The 14,431-nt window shown below is 53.5% G+C and carries 15 protein-coding genes; 14 read left to right on the forward strand and 1 reads right to left on the reverse strand.

Features of this window, described 5'->3' with window-relative positions; translation table 11 throughout:
• The 9 genes from ileS to ACTH5D_RS09640 all read left to right on the forward strand — a co-directional run.
• On the forward strand, nt 1–2,662 hold a 2,662-nt coding region (gene ileS / locus ACTH5D_RS09600), incomplete at its 5' end, for an isoleucine--tRNA ligase (protein ID WP_441670617.1).
• 64 nt (nt 2,663–2,726) lie between these two features.
• Nucleotides 2,727–3,224, forward strand: a complete 498-nt coding sequence (lspA, locus tag ACTH5D_RS09605; RefSeq protein ID WP_235040373.1) for a signal peptidase II — start codon at nt 2,727–2,729, stop codon at nt 3,222–3,224.
• A 19-nt stretch (nt 3,225–3,243) separates the two neighbouring features.
• Nucleotides 3,244–3,690 (forward strand): FKBP-type peptidyl-prolyl cis-trans isomerase, encoded by a 447-nt coding sequence (gene fkpB / locus ACTH5D_RS09610; RefSeq protein ID WP_441670619.1) that lies wholly within the window; start codon nt 3,244–3,246, stop codon nt 3,688–3,690.
• A gap of 78 nt (nt 3,691–3,768) precedes the next feature.
• On the forward strand, nt 3,769–4,746 hold the full coding sequence (ispH, locus tag ACTH5D_RS09615; RefSeq protein ID WP_441670621.1) for a 4-hydroxy-3-methylbut-2-enyl diphosphate reductase: 978 nt from the start codon (nt 3,769–3,771) through the stop codon (nt 4,744–4,746).
• A 170-nt stretch (nt 4,747–4,916) separates the two neighbouring features.
• Complete coding sequence (locus ACTH5D_RS09620) at nt 4,917–5,312, forward strand: type IV pilin protein (protein WP_441670623.1); 396 nt, start codon at nt 4,917–4,919, stop codon at nt 5,310–5,312.
• Nucleotides 5,299–5,778: a type IV pilus modification PilV family protein gene (locus ACTH5D_RS09625; RefSeq protein ID WP_441670625.1), complete on the forward strand. Its 480-nt coding sequence runs from the start codon at nt 5,299–5,301 to the stop codon at nt 5,776–5,778. Before ACTH5D_RS09620 ends, ACTH5D_RS09625 begins: the two co-directional genes overlap by 14 nt.
• On the forward strand, nt 5,775–6,260 hold the full coding sequence (locus ACTH5D_RS09630; RefSeq protein ID WP_441670627.1) for a PilW family protein: 486 nt from the start codon (nt 5,775–5,777) through the stop codon (nt 6,258–6,260). The genes ACTH5D_RS09625 and ACTH5D_RS09630 overlap by 4 nt, the downstream gene beginning before the upstream one ends.
• Nucleotides 6,257–6,691 (forward strand): pilus assembly PilX family protein, encoded by a 435-nt coding sequence (locus ACTH5D_RS09635; RefSeq protein ID WP_441670629.1) that lies wholly within the window; start codon nt 6,257–6,259, stop codon nt 6,689–6,691. The genes ACTH5D_RS09630 and ACTH5D_RS09635 overlap by 4 nt, the downstream gene beginning before the upstream one ends.
• Before the next feature lie 93 nt (nt 6,692–6,784).
• Nucleotides 6,785–7,807: a tryptophan--tRNA ligase gene (locus tag ACTH5D_RS09640; RefSeq protein ID WP_441670631.1), complete on the forward strand. Its 1,023-nt coding sequence runs from the start codon at nt 6,785–6,787 to the stop codon at nt 7,805–7,807.
• Nucleotides 7,808–7,946: 139 nt separating this feature from the next.
• Here the strand turns inward: ACTH5D_RS09640 and ACTH5D_RS09645 are convergent, their stop codons facing one another.
• Complete coding sequence (locus ACTH5D_RS09645) at nt 7,947–8,465, reverse strand: Hcp family type VI secretion system effector (protein WP_096277924.1); 519 nt, start codon at nt 8,463–8,465, stop codon at nt 7,947–7,949.
• 659 nt (nt 8,466–9,124) lie between these two features.
• On the opposite strand from ACTH5D_RS09645, the gene tssB reads away from it, so the two are divergent.
• Genes tssB through tssG form a run of 5 tightly spaced genes read left to right on the forward strand, consistent with a single transcriptional unit; the run spans nt 9,125 to nt 14,429 of the window.
• Entirely contained in the window at nt 9,125–9,628 is a 504-nt protein-coding gene (gene tssB / locus ACTH5D_RS09650) for a type VI secretion system contractile sheath small subunit (RefSeq protein WP_441670633.1), read from the forward strand.
• Between the two features lie 56 nt (nt 9,629–9,684).
• Nucleotides 9,685–11,172, forward strand: coding sequence for a type VI secretion system contractile sheath large subunit (gene tssC / locus ACTH5D_RS09655; protein ID WP_441670635.1), 1,488 nt, complete (start codon nt 9,685–9,687; stop codon nt 11,170–11,172).
• Between the two features lie 12 nt (nt 11,173–11,184).
• Nucleotides 11,185–11,661, forward strand: coding sequence for a type VI secretion system baseplate subunit TssE (tssE, locus tag ACTH5D_RS09660; protein ID WP_441670637.1), 477 nt, complete (start codon nt 11,185–11,187; stop codon nt 11,659–11,661).
• A gap of 18 nt (nt 11,662–11,679) precedes the next feature.
• Nucleotides 11,680–13,443 carry a type VI secretion system baseplate subunit TssF gene (gene tssF, locus ACTH5D_RS09665; protein WP_441670639.1) on the forward strand — a complete coding sequence of 588 codons (1,764 nt, stop codon included), beginning with the start codon at nt 11,680–11,682 and terminating at the stop codon, nt 13,441–13,443.
• Nucleotides 13,407–14,429 carry a type VI secretion system baseplate subunit TssG gene (gene tssG / locus ACTH5D_RS09670; RefSeq protein ID WP_441670641.1) on the forward strand — a complete coding sequence of 341 codons (1,023 nt, stop codon included), beginning with the start codon at nt 13,407–13,409 and terminating at the stop codon, nt 14,427–14,429. The genes tssF and tssG overlap by 37 nt, the downstream gene beginning before the upstream one ends.
• The last annotated feature ends 2 nt before the right edge of the window (nt 14,430–14,431 follow it).

The following is a 14,431-nucleotide window of genomic DNA, read 5'->3' on the forward strand; positions in this document are numbered from 1 at the left end:
CGCCAATGGCAGTATCCATATTGGTCACGCCGTTAATAAGATTCTTAAAGACATTATCGTTAAGTCGAAAAACCTAGCCGGTTTCGACGCCCCCTATGTGCCGGGTTGGGACTGCCACGGCCTGCCCATTGAGCACAAGGTAGAAACGACTCACGGAAAGCATCTTGAACCGAGCAGAGCCCGTGAACTCTGCCGTGAATACGCGGGTGCTCAAGTTGAAACGCAGTTGGCTGACTTTGTACGCCTGGGCATTATCGGTGATTGGGGTCACCCTTATCGCACCATGGATTACGCTAATGAAGCCGGCGAGATCCGTGCGCTAGCCGATATGGTGGAAGCGGGCTACGTGTTTAAAGGCCTGAAGCCGGTTAACTGGTGTTTTGACTGTGGCTCGGCGCTGGCGGAAGCCGAAGTTGAGTATGCGGATAAGAAATCGGATGCCATCGATGTGGCTTTTCCGGTGGAAGATGCCGACAAGCTTGCCGCGGCCTTTGGCCTAAGCGAGTTGCCCAAGCCTGCTGCCGTGGTCATCTGGACCACCACGCCGTGGACTATTCCCGCTAACCAGGCGCTGAATGTTCACTCTGAGTTCACCTATGCATTGGTTGATACCGGCGAGCGTTTGCTGCTGCTAGCAGAAGAACTGGTGGCAAGCTGTCTAGAGCGCTTTGGCCTGGAAGGTGAGGTGATTGCCACCACGCAAGGCGCCAAGCTTGATCTGATCAATTTCCGCCATCCGTTCTACGATCGCCTGTCGCCGATTTACCTAGCGGATTATGTCGAGTCAGAGGTCGGCAGTACCGGTATTGTCCACTCTGCGCCGTCTTACGGTATGGATGACTTTGTCACCTGCCGCGAGCACGGCATGGAGTTCGACGACATGCTGAATCCGGTGCAGGGTAACGGCGTGTACGCTGATGACCTGCCGTTCTTCGGCGGCCAGATGATTTGGAAAGCCAACCCGCATATCATCGACAAGCTGCGCGACGTTGATGCGCTGATGGCACATACGCCGATCAAACATAGCTATATGCACTGCTGGCGCCATAAAACGCCGGTGATCTACCGCGCTACGGCGCAGTGGTTTGTGGGCATGGATATTCAAGGCAAAGACGGTAAAACCCTGCGCGAAAGCGCGTTGGAAGGCATTACCGCTACGTCGTTTACGCCCGCCTGGGGCCAGGCGCGCTTGCACAACATGATTGCTAACCGCCCAGACTGGTGTATCTCCCGCCAGCGTAACTGGGGCGTGCCTATTCCGTTTTTCCTTCACAAGCAAACGGGCGAGCTGCATCCGCGTACCGTTGAGCTGATGGAAGAGGCGGCCAAGCGCGTTGAGCAAGAAGGAATCAACGCGTGGTTCCGTCTTGAGCCCGCTGAATTGCTGGGTGCTGAGGCCGCTGAGTACGATAAAGTCACCGACACACTCGATGTGTGGTTCGACTCCGGTACCACCCACCGCCACGTGCTGCGCGGCTCGCACCCGCACGGTCATGAAAGCGGCCCGCGTGCCGACCTGTATCTGGAAGGTTCTGATCAGCACCGCGGTTGGTTCCATTCTTCGCTGCTTACCGGCTCGGCGATTGACGGTCATCCGCCGTATCGCCAACTGCTGACCCATGGTTTCACGGTTGACTCCCAGGGCCGCAAGCAGTCCAAGTCACTGGGCAACGTGGTCGCGCCTCAAGAAGTGATGGATAAGCTGGGCGGCGATATTCTGCGTCTGTGGGTTGCTTCTACCGATTACTCCGGTGAAATGGCCGTATCGGACGAAATTTTGAAACGTACGTCTGACGTCTACCGTCGCATTCGTAACACCGCCCGCTTCCTGCTTTCAAACCTTAACGGGTTTGATCCTGAGCGTAATCAGGTGGCCTTTGGCGACATGCTGGCGCTAGACCAGTGGGTAGTCGATCGCGCCGCCCAGCTGCAGGTGCGCATTGAAAAAGCCTATGAAGAATACCGCTTTCTAGATGTTTACCAGCAGGTGCATGGCTTCTGTGCACGTGAGCTAGGCGGCTTCTATCTCGACGTTATTAAAGATCGCCAGTACACCACACAAACAGATTCACTGGCGCGGCGTAGTGCGCAAACCGCGCTGTATCATGTGGTTGAAGCACTGAGCCGTTGGATTGCACCGATTCTCTCGTTCACTGCTGAAGAGATCCACGAGAATATCCCCGGTAAACGCGGCGATAGCGTGCTGCTTGAAACGTACTACACCGGCCTTGCCACTCTAGATGAAAGCGCTGACCTGGGTCGCGCCTTCTGGGAGCAGGTGTTGGAAGTTAAACACTCGGTGAATAAGTGCCTGGAAGACGCGCGTAATGCCAAAGTGATCAAGGGCAGCCTTGCCGCCGAGGTCACGCTGTATGTCAGCGATGAGCTACAGGCGACGCTGGCCAAGCTAGGCGATGAGCTGCGCTTTGTGATGCTGACCAGCGATGTCACGCTCAAGCCTTTAGCAGACGCGAGTGATTCAGCGGAAACAACTGAGCTTGATAGCTTAAAAGTCGCGGTTAGCACCAGCGAAAACACCAAGTGCGAGCGCTGCTGGCACCACCGCCCGGATGTCGGCACTCATGCCGATCATCCTGATTTGTGCGGTCGCTGCATTAGCAACCTTCCCGAAGGCAACGGCGAGATTCGTTACTATGCCTAATGCCGACAATACGCCTAATGCTGCCAATACGCCCAATGCAACCGACGTAAGTGAACGGCCGCCTATGAAGCGGCCCTTGAGCTGGCTGTGGATCGCCGCGGCGGTGATCGTGCTCGATTTGCTCACCAAATACGTGGCCAGCAGCCAGCTTGGCTACGCACAGCCGGTGGAAGTGCTGCCCTTTTTCAATCTCACGCTGCTGCATAACCCTGGCGCAGCGTTCAGCTTCTTAGCCACGCACCCGGGCTGGCAGCGCTGGTTCTTTGCCATTATTGCGGTGGGCGCCAGCATCGCCCTGACGATATGGCTGTCACGCGTCAAAAACGATGAAAAACTGCTGGCGATTGCGCTGCCGCTGATTATTGGTGGCGCTTTAGGCAATCTGTACGATCGCCTCGTGCATGGCTATGTGGTTGATTTTCTTTCCTTTCACGTGGCAGGGTGGTACTACCCGGCCTTTAACGTGGCGGATATTGGCATCACCCTGGGCGCAGTCGCACTAATCTGGGAATCTATCATGGGTGAGCGGCGGCGCAAGAAGGCGCACGCTGCTTCTCATTAATCGACTATTGAGAGCTGTAATGAGCGACTACCGTATCGATGATGGCATGGAAGTGACGCTACACTTCACCTTGAAGCTAGAAGATGGCACGTTGGTGGATTCAACCAAAGACAAAGCCCCGGCAACCTTTGAGTTTGGCGATGGCAACCTGCCGCCAGGCTTTGAACACCCGATTAAAGGCTTAGCCGTCGGGCAGAACGGGAGTTTTCAAATTACCCCCGAGCATGCGTTTGGCCAGCACAATCCGCAGAATATCCAGACGCTGAAGCGTGCCGACTTTGGTGATGAAGCGCCAGAAATAGGCATGGTGATGTCGTTTGCGGATAAAGCGGGAACGGAATTGCCTGGTGTGGTCAAAACTATCGACGGCGAGCGCATTGAGGTCGATTTTAATCATCCGCTAGCGGGCCGTACGCTCACGTTTGAAGTGGAAGTGCTGGACGTTAAGCCCGCCACCACGCACTAGACTTACTAACATTAGACTTACTAGCACTAGCGACGTTCTTATTCACTAAGCGATGCGCTTACGCATCAAGGCGCTACTATGCAACCGACGCAAGCACAGCCCATACAGATCAAATTGGCCAATCCACGCGGGTTTTGCGCTGGAGTGGATCGCGCTATCGATATCGTTAATCGCGCCCTGGATGTCTTTGGCCCGCCTATCTATGTGCGTCACGAAGTCGTGCATAACCGGTTTGTGGTTGAAACGCTGCGCGCCCGTGGGGCTGTGTTTGTAGAAGAGCTGGATGAAGTGCCGGACGATGTCATCGTGATTTTCTCTGCCCACGGCGTGTCTCGCGCGGTTCAAACGGACGCCGAACGGCGTGGCTTGAAGGTATTTGATGCCACTTGCCCGCTGGTGACCAAAGTCCATCTGGAAGTGTTGCGCTACGCTAAACGCGGCCAAGAGTGTGTGCTCATCGGCCATGAGGGCCATCCTGAAGTGGAAGGCACCATGGGACGTTACGACACCTCCCTGGGTGGGCATATCTACTTGGTCGAAGATGAAGCAGACGTTGCTAAGCTTGACGTGCGAGATCCTTCGAAGCTGGCTTTCGTGACTCAAACGACGCTTTCGATGGACGACACTGCCAAGGTCATTGATGCGCTACGCGGCAAATTTCCTGCGATCCAGGGGCCGCGTAATGACGATATCTGTTACGCCACGCAAAACCGTCAGGACGCCGTACGCGAGCTAGCCGATCAGAGTGATTTGCTGCTAGTGGTGGGGAGCCCGAATAGCTCGAACTCAAACCGCTTGCGTGAGCTCTCAGAGCGCATGGGTACGCCTGCCTACCTGATCGACAATGCCGAGCAGATTGACCCTCAGTGGCTTGAAAATGTAGCTCATGTTGGCGTTACCGCCGGCGCTAGCGCCCCTGAAGTATTGGTCAAAGGCGTTATTGCTAAGCTGCAAAGCCTCGGTGCTGCCGTGCCTGAAGAACTGCAGGGGCGCGAAGAAACGATTACCTTTTCTATGCCCAAAGAGCTACGTGAAAAGGTCATTGTTAGCGGCTAGGCATCGTGTATCAATTTGTGACATGCTAACTTTAATACGCTTTTTCAGTGCTGTTTTTAAGCACTAGTTACTAAGCGCTGTTTTTTAAGAGCTATCGTTAGGTACTAATCTCTACGTGCTATATCCGCTCGCTAAGCCATATGAGCGGATTGACCCAGGAGAAAAGTCACATGTCCTATGCTCCTCATTACTCCACTAGCCGTTTTCCGTTGAGCGGCCAGCTGGGTTTTACCTTAATTGAGCTAATGACGGTGGTCGCTATCATTGGCGTGATTGCGTTCATTGCTTATCCCGGCTATACCCGCTACGTGCAGCAATCAGTGCGCATGGATGCTCATGCAGGCTTAATGCAGGCAGCCTCTGAACTTGAACGCTGCTACTCGCGTACCTACTCCTATCATGACTGTGTCATTGCTGAGCTGTCTCCCGATCAGCACTATGCCATCGCGTTAACGCCCCACAATAGCGGCTATATGTTAACCGCCAGCTCGCCTAAAGAAGACGGCTGCGCTGAAGACCTGCGCTTAAATGCACGAGGTGAAAGGTTGCCTAATGCGTGTTGGTGAGCCGAGCCCGCAGCGTGGCTTTAGCTTAATCGAGGCATTAATTGCGCTGGTGATTCTGTCCGTTGGCTTAATCGGCGTGGCGGCTATGCAGCTAAAGGCGTTACACGGCGCCACGACTGGTTATCAGCATTCGATCGCTAATCTGGCCGCCGTGGACGCACAGGAACGGCTCTGGGCCCAGCTAGCAAGCGACGATGTCGATAGCTGCGCCAGTATTGATGTCGAAGCGGCCTGGAAGGCTCATTGGTTTGGTGGTAATGGGTTTGGAGAAAAGGGGGTTGGTAACACTGAGTTGAGCTCGCTGCGCGGCGCTGATGCATCAGCAAGTGGCATACGGCGCTCTGGGTGTGAATTTACCATTGTGATTACGCTGGCGAGTCGTGAAGATGACGCTGCATCAAATGCTCTGAACGATACGATGAGCTATGCGCTTAACCTGCCGGACCTAGCGGGAGGTGGGCGATGACGAGGGGGCAAAGGGGCTTTACGCTTGTTGAAGCAATGGTGGCCATGGCGATTGGTACGGTCATTATTTTGGGGGCTGGCCAACTGTTTCTAACCACCTTCCAAACGTTTAGGGCCGTGGATGCCATCAGCCGCAAGCAAGAGGCGTTAGTCTTTGCGGTGAATATCCTTACGCAAGCGGCGCGCGCAGGCAATATAGCGAATTACGCCATAACGCCCGATGAGCGGCAAACCGATGGTGGTACACGCCACTACTGTGTACTTCAAGATGAACGGCAACATCAGCCCATGGTTGATCTCGCCCAGGTCGATAGCGCGGCCGATTGCCCGGTGCTTTACGAAGCCAATGCCGATGGTGTGTCGACTAACGTAACGCTGCTCGTCGGTGACTGCCGGGAAAGTGCTAGTGCAACGTGCGATCAGTTTACGTGGACGTTGAGTGAGCGTGACAAGGTGGCGGCCTTTTTGGAGGCTCGCTCATGAGGCAGCAGCGGGGCGCGGCGTTGGTGATTGTTATGGCACTACTTTCCGCTGCGTTGATGTTAGGTATTTCGGGTATGCAGAGCGCATTGATTGACGAGCGCTTAGCAGGTAACTACCGGGCAGTGGTGCAGGCCACGATGAACGCTGAGTCTGCCTATTCGAAAGCGCTAGAGGCAGCGTTCAAACAAGATATGGAAGCGCTAGACTGGGGTGCGGAAACGTACTCACGCAGCGCGATTGAAGAAATGACGTGGGATGATATTCCTCATCTCGGACAGGTTAATGATCAATGCGCAGCCGAAACGGCCGTGTGTTTCTATTTGCCGTTAATCGTTGATGATAGAAAGAGCCTCGTTGCGTTTGGCGCGCTATATGCAAATCAAGAAGGGCCAGTGGTGGTGAGTCATCCTTACTTTTTATTTCTTGAGTAAATGCCTGAATTTAGAGACTAACCGCAGTTGTCGCATCGCGATGTCGATGCACGTATCATATTGCTATGTACGTTCAACGATGAGCCATAAATCATGAGTCAGTCTGCTAAAACCCGCGTTCTTACCGGTATTACTACCACCGGCACGCCCCATTTAGGCAACTACATTGGGGCGATCAAGCCTGCCATTGAGGCAAGCCAAGACCCTAACGTTCAATCGTTTTACTTTTTGGCTGACTACCATGCGTTGATCAAATGCCCAGATCCTAAGCGTGTTCAGGCATCTCGGCTGGAAATTGCCGCCACCTGGCTGGCGCTAGGGCTAGATACCGATAACGCTATTTTTTATCGTCAGTCGGATATTGCCGAAATCCCTGAGCTGATGTGGATGCTCTCCTGCGTGTGTGCCAAGGGGTTAATGAACCGCGCCCATGCCTATAAGGCAGCGGTTGCCGAGAACGAAGAAGCAGATAACCAAGACCCAGATAAAGGCATTACCATGGGGCTATTTGGCTATCCTGTGCTGATGGCCGCCGATATTTTGATGTTTAATGCCAACAAAGTGCCAGTAGGGCGTGACCAGGTTCAGCACATCGAAATGGCAAGAGATATCGCCGGGCGCTTTAACCATCTTTATAAAGGCCAGCACTTTGTATTCCCTGAGGCTGTGGTAGACGACAAAGTACAGCTACTAAAGGGCTTGGATGGTCGCAAGATGTCCAAAAGCTACGATAATACGATTCCGCTTTTTTCAGCCGAGAAAAAGCTGCAAAAGCTGGTGCGCAAGATAAAAACCAACTCACTGGAACCCGGTGAGCCCAAAGACCCTGACACCTGCACGCTGTTCCAAATCTACTCAGCGTTCGCCACGTCAGAAGAAACCGCTAGCCTGCGTGATCAGTATGCAGAAGGTATTGGTTGGGGTGATGCAAAAAATCAGCTGTTTGATTACTTGAACGCTCAGCTGAGTGCCCCACGCGAGCGCTATAACGAGCTAATGGCGGATCCTGCTCACATTGAGGCAGTGCTGCAAAAAGGCGCCGAGCGCGCCCGGGAAGAAGCCACGCAGACCATGGACCGTTTGCGAGCCGTTGTAGGCCTTGGACGGTTTGTTTAATAACAGAGCCTTTGCGCAATACTAATAGCGACACGCCTGCAGCGATAGGTCAGAAACGACGAAGCCCCTTCCGGTTGGAAGGGGCTTCGTTTGTTTCAGGCCTTGTATGTCAGGCCATAGCTAGGCTATTAGCAACAGCTTAGCCTTCAATCGGAGCGCGCCAGTCGTCAGAACCGGAGGTGCCGGCAACGGTGTGTTCCCAATCAATTTTACGATAAGCCAGTGAGACATCCATCAGCTGAGTAAACTCAGACTTGTTGATGTCCTGGGCATGCGGCATGCGCAGGTTAATGTCAACGATCGTGGCATCAGTCAATGTCGTGGTGAAAAAGTGTTCCTGCTTACCTTCAACAGACGTGCGGTACCAGTTGAGTGCTACGTTAGGCAGCATTTCCCCAGACGCAAGAGCGTTGTACATCAACGGTACTGATTTGTTGAGAGCAACGGTAAAGATAAAAGGTTTGTGAGCGCGCTGGCCGGAAGGCTGACCAGACTGCGGGTCAGTGGGGACGGTAACCACATGCTTGAACTCTTGAACTAGCATCTCGTCTTCGTGGCCTTCAACATAAATGTTGCCGACAGAATCCGGGGTAAAGGCGCCAGCAGTAATATTACCCTGAGTTTGGCCTTCGATGCTGATATAACATGGTGTTGGCATGGTCTGCTCCTTGACTTAAATATTGAAAGAGATGTCACGCGGACTCAATATATAAAGCAAGGGTCGTGCCGTTTATAGTTTAATCAATAATTTCAGTTACTTATTTGTAATTTATTTTATAGTTAGTTTTTATTAGGCAATATATTGCCTGTTTGAGGCAACTCTTTGCTTGCGTGGCAACGAATTGCTCATTCATCTTTGGCTATGAATTTAGACTATTTATTATAGTAAATTATGAGTAGTTTTGGTTTCATTGAGTAACGAAAGTATTAAAAACGCGGTGTATATTTTCTTTTATTCAACTTCTAATCAGCTGAGTCATTAAGGCGCTATTCATTTCAGGCATCTCATTTGTGCGTGATTTCAGTCAATAACCGTAAGAGATTGCCGACAGATTTTGTAAGAAATATCTTACAAATTATAACTAGGAGATTAATGGTAATTATTTTTTTGATTATTTTCAGGCTAACTTCTTAAAACGTGTCGCTAACATGGCGTAAATCCTGTTCTGAAAACGGATTGCTTGACCATGCTTAGGCAACTGAAGTGCTGTAAGTAGAGAAGCCGTAATTGGTGCGCGGCTAAGCAATTCGTTACCGTCCCTAGATTGAGAACTATTAACAGTTACATTGATACATTTCTCTCCAGGGCTAAATTCCATGGCTAAGCAAGGAACCGTTGCGCCGAAAGAGCGCATCAATATCAAGTATGTGCCAGCTACCGGTGATCAGCAGTCCGAAACGGAACTGCCGCTCAAGCTAATGGTGGTGGGTGACTTTAAAGGCGGGGAAGAAGAAACCCCTATTGAAGAGCGCCAGGCCATCTCTGTTGATAAAAACAACTTCCAATCGGTTATGCGTGAAGCCGGGCTGAACTTGCAGGCCGCGGTGCCTAATCGGCTCGATGAAGGTGATGAGGCGGGCGATATCGCTGTCAATCTTGATTTCAAATCACTCGAAGATTTTTCGCCTGACGCAGTCGCAAAGCAGGTGCCTGAATTACGCAAGCTCGTTGAATTGCGCGAAGCGCTGGTTGCCTTGAAAGGGCCGCTGGGGAACGTGCCTGCTTTTCGTGATCGGCTGCAGAAGCTGTTGGAAAACGACGAAGCGCGCCAGCAGCTGTTAAACGAGCTGCACTTGCTGGATGCCGATAAGGATAAATAAATCCAAGGTATTGGCAGCGTTTTTTCAATGCGATATAGCGTATTCGAGGCACAGTGATGAGTAAGTCAGCAAAGCAGCAGGGCACAGCGGCATCGGTAGAGACAGAAACAGAGGTGTCGCTACTTGATCAGGTCATGGCGCAAACACGCATGGCGCCTGCCGATGAAGGGTACGACGTTGCCAAGCAAGGCGTGGCGGCGTTTATCGCTGAGCTGCTGAATGGCGGCGAGGCGGCCCCCAAGGTCAATAAATCACTTGTTGATAACATGATTGTTGAGCTTGATCGCAAAATTAGTCATCAAGTTGATGAAGTCTTACACGAAACCAACTTTCAGCAGCTAGAGTCAGCGTGGCGCGGCTTGAAGTTGCTGGTTGATCGCACTGATTTTCGTGAGAATATTAAGCTTGATGTGCTGCATGCAACCAAAGAAGAACTGCTAGACGATTTTGAATTCGCCTCTGAAATCAGTCAGAGCGGCTTATATCAGCACGTTTATAATGCTGGCTACGGCCAGTTCGGTGGTGAGCCTGTTGCCGGTATCATTGGCCATTATGACTTTTCACCTTCCACGTCGGATATGAAGCTACTGCAGTATGCGTCAGCCGTGGGCGCCATGGCGCACGCGCCGTTTATGTCATCCGTTGCACCTTCGTTTTTTGGTATCGATAGCTTTGAAGAGCTGCCGAATATCAAGGACTTCAAGGCGATTTTCGAAGGGCCAAAATATGCTCGCTGGCGCAGCCTGCGTGAGTCAGAAGACGCCCGCTACCTGGGCTTGACCGCGCCACGCTTTTTGCTGCGAACGCCCTATGATCCGGTAGAAAACCCCATCAAGACCTTTAACTACCGTGAAAATGTGAGTGAAGGTCACGAAGACTATCTGTGGGGCAATACCGCTTACCTGCTAGCCGAGCGACTAGCCGATAGTTTTGCCAAATATCGCTGGTGCCCCAATATCATTGGGCCACAAAGCGGCGGATCGGTTGAGAATTTGCCCGTGCACACCTACGAAGCGCTGGGCCAGCTTCAGGCAAAAATTCCTACCGAGGTGTTAATCACCGACCGACGCGAGTTTGAAATGGCCGAAGAGGGTTTCATTTCACTCACCATGCGTAAGGGTAGCGATAACGCTGCGTTCTTTTCAGCCAACTCCGTTCAAAAGCCCAAGGTCTTCCCCAACACCCCCGAGGGTAAAGTGGCAGAGACTAATTTTAAGCTGGGCACACAGCTTCCCTACATGTTCATCATCAACCGCTTGGCGCACTACGTAAAAGTGCTTCAGCGTGAGCAGATCGGCTCCTGGAAGGAGCGTCAGGATCTTGAACGTGAGTTGAATGCTTGGATCCGCCAGTACGTGGCTGATCAGGAAAATCCCCCTGCAGACGTGCGTAGCCGCCGCCCGCTGCGTGCCGCCTCTATTCAGGTTTCTGATGTTGAGGGCGAGCCAGGCTGGTACCAAGTTTCCATGTCCGTGCGTCCGCACTTTAAATACATGGGGGCTAATTTCGAACTCTCACTTGTTGGACGCCTCGACAAAGAATAAAGGAATGTCGTCATGGCAACTGACAGCGGTGGATTGCTGAGAAGTGGGTCGTTGAGAAATGAGTCGCAGGGAAGAGAGTTGTTGGGGAGCCGCTTATTCGAACGCTTGGCGGCGTCTCACCAGCCCGTGCGGCGGGACGAAGGCGACGAGCTAATGACGGTGGTGGCGTCGGTCAAGCGCCACCTGGTTGATTTGCTCAATAGCCACCCAGGCAACAGTGCGTGCGCTCCTGAGCTGGGGCTGCTTGATTTCAACGACGCCACGATCGGCGTGTTGGAGCTAGAGCTCAATATTCAGCAAGCCATCCGCCAGTGTATTGAACGCTTTGAGCCGCGAGTCAAACGCGTGGACGTTGAGTCGTTGCCCAATCACGGTGACCCGCTGCAGCTACGTTTTCAGGTGCATGCAACGGTTGCGCTGGGTAAAGATAACGCCCACGCCACGATCGATTTGTTGCTCAACAACAAGCGTTATCAGTGCCTTAACTGATAGGCCCAAGAGGCACGCATGCTTAATCGCTACTATCGAGATGAACTCAACTTCTTGAAGCGTCAGGGGCGGGAGTTTGCGGATGCAAACCCCGGCCTGAGCCGCTTTCTTTCTGAGCGTAGCACGGACCCTGATGTAGAGCGTTTGTTAGAGGGGTTCGCTTTTCTCACTGGCCGAATGCGCGAGAAGGTGGATGATGAGTTCCCGGAGCTCACCCACTCCTTAATAAGCATGCTGTGGCCGAACTACCTTCGCCCCGTGCCCAGCATGACCGTGGTGCAGTTCACGCCGACGTGGCACGCGCTAAGCCAGCAGCAGCAAGTGCCGCGTGGCACTGAACTTGCCAGCGAGCCGGTAGACGGCACGGCGTGCCAGTTTCGTACCTGCCATGACGTGGTGCTTTATCCGTTAGCGCATGCTGGTGTAGATGCCCGCCATACGCGCGAGTCGTCTATCGTTGAGCTGAGCATGGACGTACGCAGCGATCAGCCGATGAATGCCATGGGAATTAACGCTCTGCGCCTGCATTTGGGCGGCGATGGCTATACCGCTCGTACGCTGTACCTATGGGTGAGCCATTACCTGGCCCGCCTTGAGTTAGAGATCGACGGTAAAGTACAGACATTACCCGCTAGCGCTTTAAAAGCCGTTGGGTTTGAGCGCGATCAGGCACTGCTGCCGTACCCACAGAACGTTCATCAAGGTTACCGCATTCTGCAGGAGTACCTCTGCTTTCCTGAGGCGTTCCATTTTTTCGATGTGCTGAATCTAAACCAGTATTTGCCGGCGGAAACGGCGCGCAGCGTGACGTTGCGCTGTGTGTTTTCACGCATATTGCCGACCGATGCGCGGGTGCAAGATGAGCACTTAGCGCTGTACTGCACGCCGGCGATCAATCTCTTTGAGCATGATGCTGAACCCATCGATTTAAGCGGTGAACGCAGCGAATACCGTGTTCGACCTAGCAGCCGATCGCCTTCTCACTACGAGGTATTCAGCGTTGATCAGGTGCAGGGTGGGTTGGCGGGCGAGCATGCGGATGCCCAGGGTAATCCAAGAAACTACGTTCCGTTTGAAAGCTTTCAACACCAGATAGAGCAAGACCGGGGGCGGGAGGCGCTGTATTACCGCGTTCGCGTGCGCGACAGCCTGCGCAGCGATGGCTTTGATCATGACATTGCGTTTGTTCGCGGTGATGAGCGGGCTCGCGTGGGGCGTCGCGAAACGATCTCTTTGCAGTTGACCTGTAGCAACCGCGAGCTGCCCGAGCAGTTGACCGTTGGCGACCTGTGCGTGCCGACCGAAGAGAGCCCCGCATACGCTGCGTTTCGCAATATCACCCGGCCAACGCCGGTGCTGCGCCCTGCGCTTGACGATGGGCTGCTGTGGATCCTGATTTCCAACCTGTCGCTTAACTATCTCTCGCTGCTTGAGCGTGATGCGCTGTGTTCGGTACTACGGGCGTATGACTTTCGTGCGCTAGTGGACCGCCAGGCTGAGCGGGTGGCGCAAAAACGCTTAGCCGGGATTATCGATATCGACACCCAGTCGGTGGATCGGCTGCGCAAAGGGTTGCCCGTGCGCGGTTTGCGTTCGGTGATGACGCTTGATCAGGAGGCCTTTGGTGATGAAGGCAGCCTGTATTTGTTTGGTAGCGTGCTGGCGCGTTTCTTTTCGCTTTACGCAAGCATCAACTCTTTTCACGAGCTGCATGTCATTAATCGCCATAACCAAGAGCGCTACACATGGACCTTACAGGCGGGGCAGCAGCCCCTAATGTAGCGCTTGCCCCCGTGATTCAGGGGGCGCGACGCTATGAGTTTTATCAACTCGTCGAGCTTCTGCACCGGCATCATGGCGATGACTTAGAGCAGCGGCATGGCGGTAGCGTGCCCTCCTTTCAGCGAGTGCGCTACAACGCATCGGCGTCGCTAGGCTTTCCCAGCAGTGATGTGCTCGTCCTACGAGAAAGCCAGGCAGGCCAGTATGAGATGGAAGTCAGTTTTCTGGGTTTGCAGGGTTCGCAGTCTCCGCTACCCGGTTACTACTTGGAAGCATTGGCACATAGCGCCGCCCATCAGGAAGGTGCCGCGGGCGATTTTCTAGACTTCTTCAACCACCGGCTGCTGACGCTCGCTCATCGTAATTGGCGTAAATATCGCCATTACGTGCGCTATCAAGATGACGCTGCCGATGGTTTTTCCGCCGCCATCTTTGCATTGGTTGGGCTCGCCGACAGCGACCTGCGCGGTGAAACGCCGATCAACTGGAGCAAAATGCTCGCCTACGCGGGTCTGTTAGCGGGCCGCTCGCGCTCACCTGATGTGGTGTGCGGCATTGTCGGCCACTGCTTTGATTTAGCCAGTGTCGAGATCGACGAGTGGGTGATGCGCTGGGTAGAAATTCCAGCGGACCAGCGAAGCCGTACGGGCATGGCGGGAATGACGCTGGGAGAAGATATGGTCGCCGGGGAGGGTGTTGCCGATGTAAACGGTAAGTTTGCACTCTGTCTGCGCGGGCTGAGCTTGGCACGTTTCAGAGATTTTCTACCCGACGGTGAAGAACATAAACCGCTGCGGACGCTAGTGAGCTTTGTACTGCGCGAGCCGCTGGCCTACGACCTTGAGCTTGAATTATTGGAGAGCGAGGTCAAGCCGATGCGCTTAGGCGACGCCGGCTCATGCCAGCTTGGGTGGACCACGTTTGTGGATCCAGAAAGCGACGACAGTACTGCGCGCCGCTGTGTACGTATTCAGATGACGAGTTAAAC

Source organism: Halomonas sp. (assembly GCF_052095695.1).
In the GTDB taxonomy this organism is placed as follows: domain Bacteria; phylum Pseudomonadota; class Gammaproteobacteria; order Pseudomonadales; family Halomonadaceae; genus Vreelandella.

Excerpts from the sequence above, each read along its gene's own strand:
- ACTH5D_RS09645 (WP_096277924.1), bottom strand. The coding sequence starts at position 8,465 with ATGCCAACACCATGTTATATCAGCATCGAAGGCCAAACTCAGGGTAAT.
- tssG (WP_441670641.1), top strand. The coding sequence starts at position 13,407 with ATGGACCTTACAGGCGGGGCAGCAGCCCCTAATGTAGCGCTTGCCCCC.
- fkpB (WP_441670619.1), top strand. The coding sequence starts at position 3,244 with ATGAGCGACTACCGTATCGATGATGGCATGGAAGTGACGCTACACTTC.
- tssC (WP_441670635.1), top strand. The coding sequence starts at position 9,685 with ATGAGTAAGTCAGCAAAGCAGCAGGGCACAGCGGCATCGGTAGAGACA.
- ACTH5D_RS09640 (WP_441670631.1), top strand. The coding sequence starts at position 6,785 with ATGAGTCAGTCTGCTAAAACCCGCGTTCTTACCGGTATTACTACCACC.
- ACTH5D_RS09620 (WP_441670623.1), top strand. The coding sequence starts at position 4,917 with ATGTCCTATGCTCCTCATTACTCCACTAGCCGTTTTCCGTTGAGCGGC.
- tssB (WP_441670633.1), top strand. The coding sequence starts at position 9,125 with ATGGCTAAGCAAGGAACCGTTGCGCCGAAAGAGCGCATCAATATCAAG.
- tssF (WP_441670639.1), top strand. The coding sequence starts at position 11,680 with ATGCTTAATCGCTACTATCGAGATGAACTCAACTTCTTGAAGCGTCAG.
- ACTH5D_RS09630 (WP_441670627.1), top strand. The coding sequence starts at position 5,775 with ATGACGAGGGGGCAAAGGGGCTTTACGCTTGTTGAAGCAATGGTGGCC.
- ACTH5D_RS09635 (WP_441670629.1), top strand. The coding sequence starts at position 6,257 with ATGAGGCAGCAGCGGGGCGCGGCGTTGGTGATTGTTATGGCACTACTT.
- ispH (WP_441670621.1), top strand. The coding sequence starts at position 3,769 with ATGCAACCGACGCAAGCACAGCCCATACAGATCAAATTGGCCAATCCA.
- lspA (WP_235040373.1), top strand. The coding sequence starts at position 2,727 with ATGAAGCGGCCCTTGAGCTGGCTGTGGATCGCCGCGGCGGTGATCGTG.
- ACTH5D_RS09625 (WP_441670625.1), top strand. The coding sequence starts at position 5,299 with ATGCGTGTTGGTGAGCCGAGCCCGCAGCGTGGCTTTAGCTTAATCGAG.
- tssE (WP_441670637.1), top strand. The coding sequence starts at position 11,185 with ATGGCAACTGACAGCGGTGGATTGCTGAGAAGTGGGTCGTTGAGAAAT.